This is a genomic window from Bartonella sp. TT110JLCBS, from assembly GCF_042193405.1.
Taxonomy (GTDB): Bacteria; Pseudomonadota; Alphaproteobacteria; order Rhizobiales; family Rhizobiaceae; genus Bartonella.
On record NZ_JBHILT010000261.1, the window covers coordinates 1 to 285 of the forward strand.

Consider the following 285-nt stretch of genomic DNA (forward strand, 5'->3'; position numbering starts at 1 on the left):
CTTCGTTAACGTATAGTTAACTGTCTTATATGGTCCAATGTAATCTCCATCACTGGAAGTCCGAATTTTGACATAACTGGCGTCTACTTCACCGGAGAAGTTAAAAATTTTAGAACCGGATCCCGTACTTTGTAAATCAAAAATTACATATTCTGGCTTATAAATCGTAATCTTAGCGCTATCTTTAACATTGATTATTGCATCCACCCCAGCACCAGTGGTTTGCAAGTCAACTTCCGAATTCTCACCAAATGAAAGTACTGAGCTTCCTCCCAGATTGATCAG

The 285-nt window shown here is 38.6% G+C and carries 1 protein-coding gene; it reads right to left on the reverse strand.

Translation table 11 applies throughout. From position 1 onward, the window contains the following. Positions 1-285, reverse strand: a 285-nt coding sequence (locus tag ACFILW_RS10815) for a hypothetical protein (protein WP_375685832.1), incomplete at both ends; no start/stop codon positions are given.